The sequence below is a fragment of the Moorena sp. SIO2C4 genome (genome assembly GCF_010672485.1).
Classification (GTDB): domain Bacteria; phylum Cyanobacteriota; class Cyanobacteriia; order Cyanobacteriales; family Coleofasciculaceae; genus Moorena; species Moorena producens.
Genome location: NZ_JAAHGN010000286.1, coordinates 1 through 7,651 on the forward strand (window position 1 = coordinate 1; position 7,651 = coordinate 7,651).

At 44.8% G+C, this 7,651-nt stretch carries 8 protein-coding genes and 1 pseudogene; 2 read left to right on the plus strand and 7 right to left on the minus strand.

Going from position 1 to position 7,651, the window contains the following annotated elements; all coding sequences use genetic code 11:
• The first annotated feature begins 245 nt into the window (after positions 1-245).
• Complete coding sequence (gene dapF, locus F6K20_RS16345; RefSeq protein ID WP_044495301.1) at positions 246-1,097, plus strand: diaminopimelate epimerase; 852 nt, start codon at positions 246-248, stop codon at positions 1,095-1,097.
• A 22-nt stretch (positions 1,098-1,119) separates the two neighbouring features.
• Here the strand turns inward: dapF and F6K20_RS16350 are convergent, their stop codons facing one another.
• Entirely contained in the window at positions 1,120-2,493 is a 1,374-nt protein-coding gene (locus F6K20_RS16350; protein WP_008190024.1) for a UDP-N-acetylmuramoyl-tripeptide--D-alanyl-D-alanine ligase, read from the minus strand.
• Positions 2,494-2,825: 332 nt separating this feature from the next.
• Here F6K20_RS16350 and F6K20_RS16355 point away from each other — a divergent pair, with 332 nt between their 5' ends.
• Entirely contained in the window at positions 2,826-4,112 is a 1,287-nt protein-coding gene (locus F6K20_RS16355; RefSeq protein ID WP_008190025.1) for a Sll1247 family protein, read from the plus strand.
• Positions 4,113-4,231: 119 nt separating this feature from the next.
• On the opposite strand, the gene pth is transcribed toward F6K20_RS16355, so the two are convergent.
• From pth to F6K20_RS39990, 6 genes and pseudogenes are all read right to left on the minus strand, one after another.
• Positions 4,232-4,876, minus strand: a complete 645-nt coding sequence (pth, locus tag F6K20_RS16360; RefSeq protein WP_287267605.1) for an aminoacyl-tRNA hydrolase — start codon at positions 4,874-4,876, stop codon at positions 4,232-4,234.
• Between the two features lie 2 nt (positions 4,877-4,878).
• Positions 4,879-5,019: a hypothetical protein gene (locus tag F6K20_RS16365; RefSeq protein WP_287267606.1), complete on the minus strand. Its 141-nt coding sequence runs from the start codon at positions 5,017-5,019 to the stop codon at positions 4,879-4,881.
• A 69-nt stretch (positions 5,020-5,088) separates the two neighbouring features.
• The gene (locus F6K20_RS16370; protein ID WP_070391159.1) at positions 5,089-5,313 is read right to left on the minus strand and encodes a DUF2811 domain-containing protein; all 225 of its coding nucleotides are present in this window, start codon (positions 5,311-5,313) and stop codon (positions 5,089-5,091) included.
• Between the two features lie 384 nt (positions 5,314-5,697).
• Positions 5,698-6,006, minus strand: coding sequence for a hypothetical protein (locus F6K20_RS16375; RefSeq protein ID WP_287254661.1), 309 nt, complete (start codon positions 6,004-6,006; stop codon positions 5,698-5,700).
• A 115-nt stretch (positions 6,007-6,121) separates the two neighbouring features.
• Positions 6,122-6,835: pseudogene (locus tag F6K20_RS16380) on the minus strand (cryptochrome/photolyase family protein); the annotation flags it as partial.
• Positions 6,820-7,017, minus strand: coding sequence for a cryptochrome/photolyase family protein (locus F6K20_RS39990; protein ID WP_008190035.1), 198 nt, complete (start codon positions 7,015-7,017; stop codon positions 6,820-6,822). The pseudogene F6K20_RS16380 and the gene F6K20_RS39990, both read right to left, overlap by 16 nt.
• Between the last annotated feature and the right edge of the window lie 634 nt (positions 7,018-7,651).

Consider the following 7,651-nt stretch of genomic DNA (forward strand, 5'->3'; position numbering starts at 1 on the left):
GAATTTGACTAATACTGGGCAAGCCGGTATCGAATTGGGCCATAATCACAAAAAATCGTGGGATGTTTGGGAACCCTACCAATCATAACCAATCATACTTGGCCAGGAGGGTTTTTGGGATTTTGGGCAGCATAATCAGAAAAAGTATTTTAATCAGTCGGTAGCTAAATCGACGAAAATTCGCGAAACTTAAACAAAAGGCTGCAAAAGAATTACCATTGCGCCAGAGCAGATGAATCAGGAGGTTGACTATGGAGTTTACAAAGTACCATGGACTGGGGAATGACTTTATTCTGATTGATAATCGGGATGACCCAAAACCCAGAATAACCTCAGAGCAAGCGCTACAGCTATGCGATCGCAATTTTGGAATCGGTGCAGATGGTGTGATTTTTGCCCTGCCTGGACAAGAGGGTACTGACTATACGATGCGGATTTTCAACTCTGATGGTTCTGAACCAGAGATGTGTGGTAATGGGATTCGCTGTTTAGCAAAGTTTCTGGCTGATTTAGAGGGGGCTAATCACAAAACACACTATCGGATCCATACCCTGGCTGGGGTGATCATTCCTGAACTCAAGGACGATGGTAAAGTCAGGGTGGATATGGGCATGCCCCAGCTTAGTGCAGCTCAAATTCCGACTGTTTTGGCAGAGGCTGACCAAAAGGTAATCAATACCCCGATCGAAATAGCTGACAAATTATGGGAGGTTACCTGTGTCAGTATGGGTAATCCTCACTGTATCACCTTTGTGGAGGATGCGGATGCCATACCTCTGGAAACTATTGGTCCGCTGTTTGAGCATCACTCAGTTTTCCCCCAACGAACCAATACAGAATTTATCCAAGTGGTGCGCCCTGATTATCTCAAGATGCGGGTTTGGGAGCGGGGTGCTGGGGCAACTCTCGCCTGTGGCACGGGGGCTTGTGCTTCTGTGGTAGCTGGTGTGTTAACTCAGAAAAGCGATCGCATTTGTACCGTGGAGCTTCCTGGTGGTTGTCTCGACATTGAATGGTCCGAAACCGACCAGCGAGTTTACATGACTGGGCCAGCTGAGCAAGTTTTCAGCGGTAAACTATCGCCAATCTGGGGATAAGTCCAGATTTGTTGGCTCTGTATCAATCTTGCTTGGAAAATCCTGCTTTAAACTGCTTGACTACCTGATCGAGACCAACGGAATGGGAGGCTTTAAACAATAGACGATCTCCAGGTTGGACAAACTCCAGTAGATGTTCCACTAGAGGATTAGAGTCACAGAAAGACTCAACTGGCACCGAAGTAACACCGGTTGCGATCGCTTCCGCTTCTGGATCACTTTCATCCACCAAAATCCGCAAGCCATCTAGATTTAGTTGCTCAACCTTTTGACCCACTTGCTGATGAAGTTCACCGGATTGGGTTCCCAATTCCTTCATCGCCCCAAGTACTGCTATATGTCGTTTCCCAGGAGTCTGAGCCAGCATTTCGAGAGCAGCTACCATAGATTCAACTCCAGCATTGTAGGTTTCATCGAGAATCACTACATCGTTAGGTAACTCATAACGCTGGGATCGCCCTGGGGGTAGCTCAACGTTTAAACCATTCCTGAGGGTTTCCCAATCCACCCCCAATAATTTCCCAATGGCTAGGGCCGCGAGATAGTTCAGGGCATTGTGGCGACCTGGGAGGGGGATGGGAAACTCCATGCCCTCTACTTTCAGGATTTCCGGTGCAATCAACTGTCCTTGGACATCACCACCCTCTAAACCATAGGTTAAGGTTTGCCCTTGCCAAACCTGAGCTGCGGTGTCAATTAGGCGTTGATTGTCGTGATTGAGAACCGCGACACCGTTGTTGGACATATGGGCTAATAACTCACACTTGGCTTTTGCGATCGCTTCAGTAGAACCCAACAGACCAATATGAGCTGTACCCACATTAGTAATAACCCCCACGGTAGGGTTGGCGATCTCGGTCAACTCAGCAATCTGTCCTGAACCACGCATTGCCATCTCGATTACAGCATAGTCATGGTCTGGTGTCAACTCCAGCAAGGTTTTGGGTACACCGATTTCATTGTTGTAATTGGCCTGGGTTTTGAGTACAGTTCCTTTAGTAGACAAAACTGCTGCGATTAGCTCCTTAGTGGTAGTTTTGCCTACAGAACCAGTGACAGCAATCACCGGAATCTGAAACTGGTCACGCCACCACCGAGCAATTTGCTGGTAGGCTTTGAGAGTATTTTCTACCTGAATCAGGGGCAAACCTTCGAGTTGGCTAGCGTTAGTCGCCTCAGCAATGACCGTTAATGCCCCCTTCTCTACTGCCAGAGCTGCATAATTATGACCATCAAACTTTTCACCCCGCAGTGCTAAAAATAGTTGACCCGGCTCCAGGTTACGGGTATCAGTGGTAATGCCAGTGAATGACTTTTCCAGGATTTTTTCTGGAATGCCTACTGTCTTGGCGGCGAGAATGTCAACTAATTTTCCTACAAGAAGCCGACACACCATAACCTTATTGTTCTCCCAGTGTCCTAATTGTGCTGTTTTCTCTAAACGCTCTATTTTCCAGGTAATTCAATAAATTTCACATTGTTTTTACTTAATTTTCACAATTTCCACTGATTGGCACAATTAGGTAAATACTAGATGAAGATATACTAATACTATAATAGCTCACCTAAAGTTTAGGTGATCATTAGAATATATCTACTGCCGTAGATATATTGTGATACCCCAAACTCTCTTTGTGTTAGCTAAGCCATTTAAAGTTGAATTTTCATCTTCTCAAGCCAACCACCATTGATGAGCCCTAGCTTTAGCACCTAGGAGAGCTACCTAAAGTGACCACCTGGAGAGACTCTAAAGAATCGGAAATTCGACATATTAGCTTGCAAGAGCAGCAAGTTTACAATCACTTACTCCAGTGGGTAAGGGTAGAATCACCCAAGCAATCAATTGAACGCTTCAAAAGGCTCTTCCTGGATGGAGTGGGATACGAAGATTTTGACATCTGGTTGGCCTTGGAAAAGATAGTAATGGATAAACGGGCTCGGACAGAGTTCCGATTTGTGATCAATCGCTGCTGCCATATTCTGATCAATCACTGGCATCTGAAACCAAACACCAGAAGAGCAGTCCAAGAATTGGTAGCTCTGTTTGATCATGTGCCGTCTCCAATGAGGGTTCACTCTCGGGCTCCTAGACGCCTGCGGGAACTAATGCAGCTGTTCAAAAGAACAGAGCAATATCTAACTTTGCAACGTCTATCCATAGTAATGAGTGATACACCTCTATACTCTAATGGTTCTAAGCGAGTGGCAAATTTGATTCAGCGGTATCCCTACTTATATGAACATTGCTTACTCAGTGAAGACAGCTCTCAGGAATATCAGCAAACTGTCCGGCAAGTTCAAGCTAGGGTTCAACGGCGCTTTGAGTGTGATTTATCTAAGTACGTAACCTATCAGGTGCGATGCGCCCATGTCATGCGAAATCGGCAGATCAGGACTCCAAGACGAATTATTCAACCAGTGTCAAATCCCACATTGCTGACCGAACGAGAGTTGGCGAGTGCTCTCAAGCAGTTTTTTGGCAAAGTGCAAGGGTCTTACACTTACCAAGATGTTGCTCGTAGCTTCCATACCCACAGTCAGCACACAGCCTGTTTCAAAGACTTCAAGGACGATTTATATGAATATTTGATTGCCTCGATTGACCCGGCCTATGGGAAGCAACAGTTTAACAAGCGGTTGTATAGTCATTTGCAAAACACCTTGTCTGAATGGGATTACCAAAGGCCAAATGAATTTATGGTGGTGCGCACCTGTAGTCAATTGTTAAATTTTTTGGTGGTGGAAAGCCCTCAGCGCCCCCATCACTATACATTTGTTGATTTGATTGGCAATATAGGAACCACCATTACCACTGGACTATTGCTCAAGATTGTATTGATCTGCCGTAAAGTCAAGCCCTATTTAGAAAAGCGATTTTCGATTTTGTTTAACCACTACGAGTCCCAAACCAGAAACAGCGTACCCTGGTTAGTCCCGTCTCTGGAAAACTTGAATATTGCCTTGAGTGTACACTTTGGCTCAGCTGATATCTCCTGCCTTAATCAGATTATGTAAGTTATTGCGTAGCGCTATAACTATAGCGTTTATCATACCTATGAGGTACACAGAATTTGTTACCACTTCCGACTTCCCTACTCCCTACTCCCTACTCCCTACTCCCTACTCCCTACTCCCTACTCCCTACTCCCTGTTCCCTTTGCTATAGTTGCTAGATTCCGATTATTGTAGAGACTCATTGCTTTTTCCACACCTTGCTTAAGAGACAGTTCAACCGCCTCAACTGCTAGTTGGACTACCTCAGACATTAACTCGGCTTCCTGGGGTGAAAATTTTCCTAGGACGTGGGAGATCGTGTCTGGCTTCTGACTGGATTTGCCGATGCCAATCCGCAGGCGAGGGAAGTTTTGCGTACCCAGATGGGCAATTGCGGATTTCATGCCATTGTGTCCTCCCGCTGAACCAGAAAGGCGCAGACGCAAACGCCCTACTGGTAAGTCCATATCATCATAAATGATCAGGACTGACTCAGGTTTTAGCTTGTACCAATCAGTCACCGCCCGAATTGCTTGTCCAGAGCGATTCATGTATGTCAGGGGCTTGAGCAAGCTTAGCTTATTTCCTTTTAGTCCAATTCCTTGACCAAACCATCCCTGAAACCGGCGATGTTCGCTTCCTGAAATCTGTAATCGACCTGCGATCGCATCGACCACTTCAAAACCGATATTGTGCCGCGTTTTATCGTACTTGGGTTCCGGATTACCTAAACCCACAATCAGTTTAGGAATTGTAATTTGTCCGGTTGTTTCGATAGTGCTCATGGTCAAAAATCGTTTGGGTAATGGGTAATGGGTAATGGGTTACCCATCACCTCAGCTTTATGATCTCGATGTTTCCGGACATCATAAACAGGGGAGTGGGGAGTAGGGGGAAGCCGTGCAGGCATGGGTGCTGAACTTGACACGTCATACTTTACACGTTATATTTCACACGTTATATTTCACACGTTATACCTTTCCCCATCCCGGATTAATTAAGCAGGATATTGAAAGAGGGATTCCAGATACACACGAGCACAAGCCCGATAACTCTGGGATGTTTCTGGGGTCTTACCAATACCATTTTGGAGCAAAAACAGAGAAAGTGCTGCTGCGAAGACCCGGTCTTGGTCCCAGCTAGGATGGGTTTCTAGGTAGCGCTTGAGAGACTCGTGCAGGTCTTCGGGGATTTCTGCCAGGATACTTACGGTTGCGTTCATATTCACCTCTTCATATAAAGGTATTTTTGGAAAAAGCCACCTGATTTCAAGCACTTCAGATAACTGCCTTGGCCAAAAGAAAGCCAAGACAAGCTAGCACCGAAGCACTGAATTTTGATGCCACCCTTGCTTTAGTTCAGAACTATCCCCAAATAGCCTAGGGTAGTCCGTGCTAACCCCTGCTAGTGGGCGTAGGTTAGCTTAGAGCAAATTTTTTTATAGGTTGGTCGCACCATTTTCATCTGAAATGGGGTGGGTTTGTCAATGCTGCGAAATATTACAACTCCTGTTCAAATTCCGAAATGTATACGAAATAATCAGGGTTTGAAGCGCTTTTTTTTTACATAACTTTACATAAACTGCGGTCTTAACTGCTGCGGAATACTAAGTCGGGAAAATCCCCAGTAAAACTGGAATACCTAATGCCACCGTTGAGGCTTGTGGAAAACTATGGGAAAACTGTGGAAAAGGTTGAAGCTCTGTGTGGAAACAGTGGGGAATCTGTGGGGGAAAGTTGGGACAAACGATAAGAATTCTTACGGTTTCGTTGGCGGTGGAAAACTGGTGACGACAGATGGGGCAATTGTGGATTGTGACCTGTGATCTATAGCAAAGGGAACAGCGGATCACCGGAACAGGGAACAGCGGATCACCGGAACAGGGAGTAGGGAATATGGCATCAAAAATTCTCACAATTCATTTAGGAGCGCTATATTAGCAAACTCTGATTAGCAAACTCTTCAGTTGAGTCCTTAAGGAAAAAACAATGAAAAAAAATATAACCACTGACTAATTGCTTATAACATAATTATGTGGTATGTTCGGGTATATTGTCGCTACGCCACCTTAGAGCCTCTTCACGAATTTGTTGTATGTCTTGATCAGAGATTCTGTCGATGTGAGACAAGACTAAACTCATGCGGCCTTGAGCCTTGAGTTGGTCACGGTGGCGGCAGAGAAAATCCCAGTAGAGGAAATTAAAGGGACAGGCTCCCTCCCCAGTGCGTTTCCGAGGATTGTAAGCACAACTGCTGCAGTAGTCGCTCATTTTATTGATGTAATTAGCTGATGCAGCGTAAGGTTTGGATGCTAGGATGCCGCCATCGGCAAACTGACCCATACCAATCACATTGGTTTGCATGACCCAATCATAGGCATCAATAAAGGCTCCATGAAACCATTCTTCAGGTGCGACCCGTGGCGAATTTAATTCGCCAACGGAAAGCGCACCTAAGATCGATTGAGGGGAAACTCCAACAATTAGAGCAAAATTGCTCAACACCATCAGTCGCTGAATGTGATGGGCGTAACCGGTTCGTTCAACCTGACTCAAAATTTGGAGTAAACAGTTCATGTCTGTTTTCTCGGCATGCCAGTAAAAGTCAGGTAGGGGCTGGGTGTGGTTGAACCAATTGCTTTGGGAGTAGTCAGGGTTCATATAGATATAAATGCCGTGCATATATTCCCGCCAACCCAGGACTTGACGAATAAATCCTTCTGTGCTGCTTAAGTCGAGTTGGTTTTAAAGTGGCCCATGGCTGACCAAATGAATACGAGTTTTTGGCGGTGGTAACGTCTTTGTTGGACGTAGCTTAGGGATTCAATCAGAATTACTGGCGTATTTTGATGGTTTTGTTGACAACTGTTTAGCGCTGATTGTTGAGTCCAAAGTTGATCCCCTAGTACCCAAATCCCGATAGTCATTATGGCTGATGCTTTTTACTGTCTTGATATCATACAATAACCTCAGGGATTTTTGTGTTGAGTTTTAGGAATTAGGGAATCGGGAATCGGGAATCGGGAATCGAGAATCGGGAATCGAGAATAGGAAATATAAAAAAAGTGGAAATTAGATTAATTTTCTCCACTTATTAATTAAAATTTATGGGTAAATTAATCAGAGATTATTAAAAATTATTTTTTTACGGCGGTTTGCATAACTATCAGGTACACAGGATTGTTTTCCCTCTTCCCTCTTCCCTACTCCCTGCTCCGAACGCGCCCCGCGTGGCCCACGGCCTCAGTCCCTGCTCCCTAAAAACCTAGAAATTTGTACCTAATTGAATTGCAAACTGCTGTATATGTTTTTTTAGAAAAATTATCAATCAAACAATAGTTATATAGAGCAGCTATAAATTGGTTTATAACTGCTCTACATATTATTTAGCGGTTTTTAGCCTAATCAGGTACACAGTCTTGTTTCCCGATTCCATACTCCCTACTCCCGATTCCCGATTCCCGATTCCCGATTCCCGATTCCCTAACACCCAGACCGAATTACAAACTGCTATAAACACTGCTAAATACTACATATCTCAAGGCGAGAGAAGAGAGATAC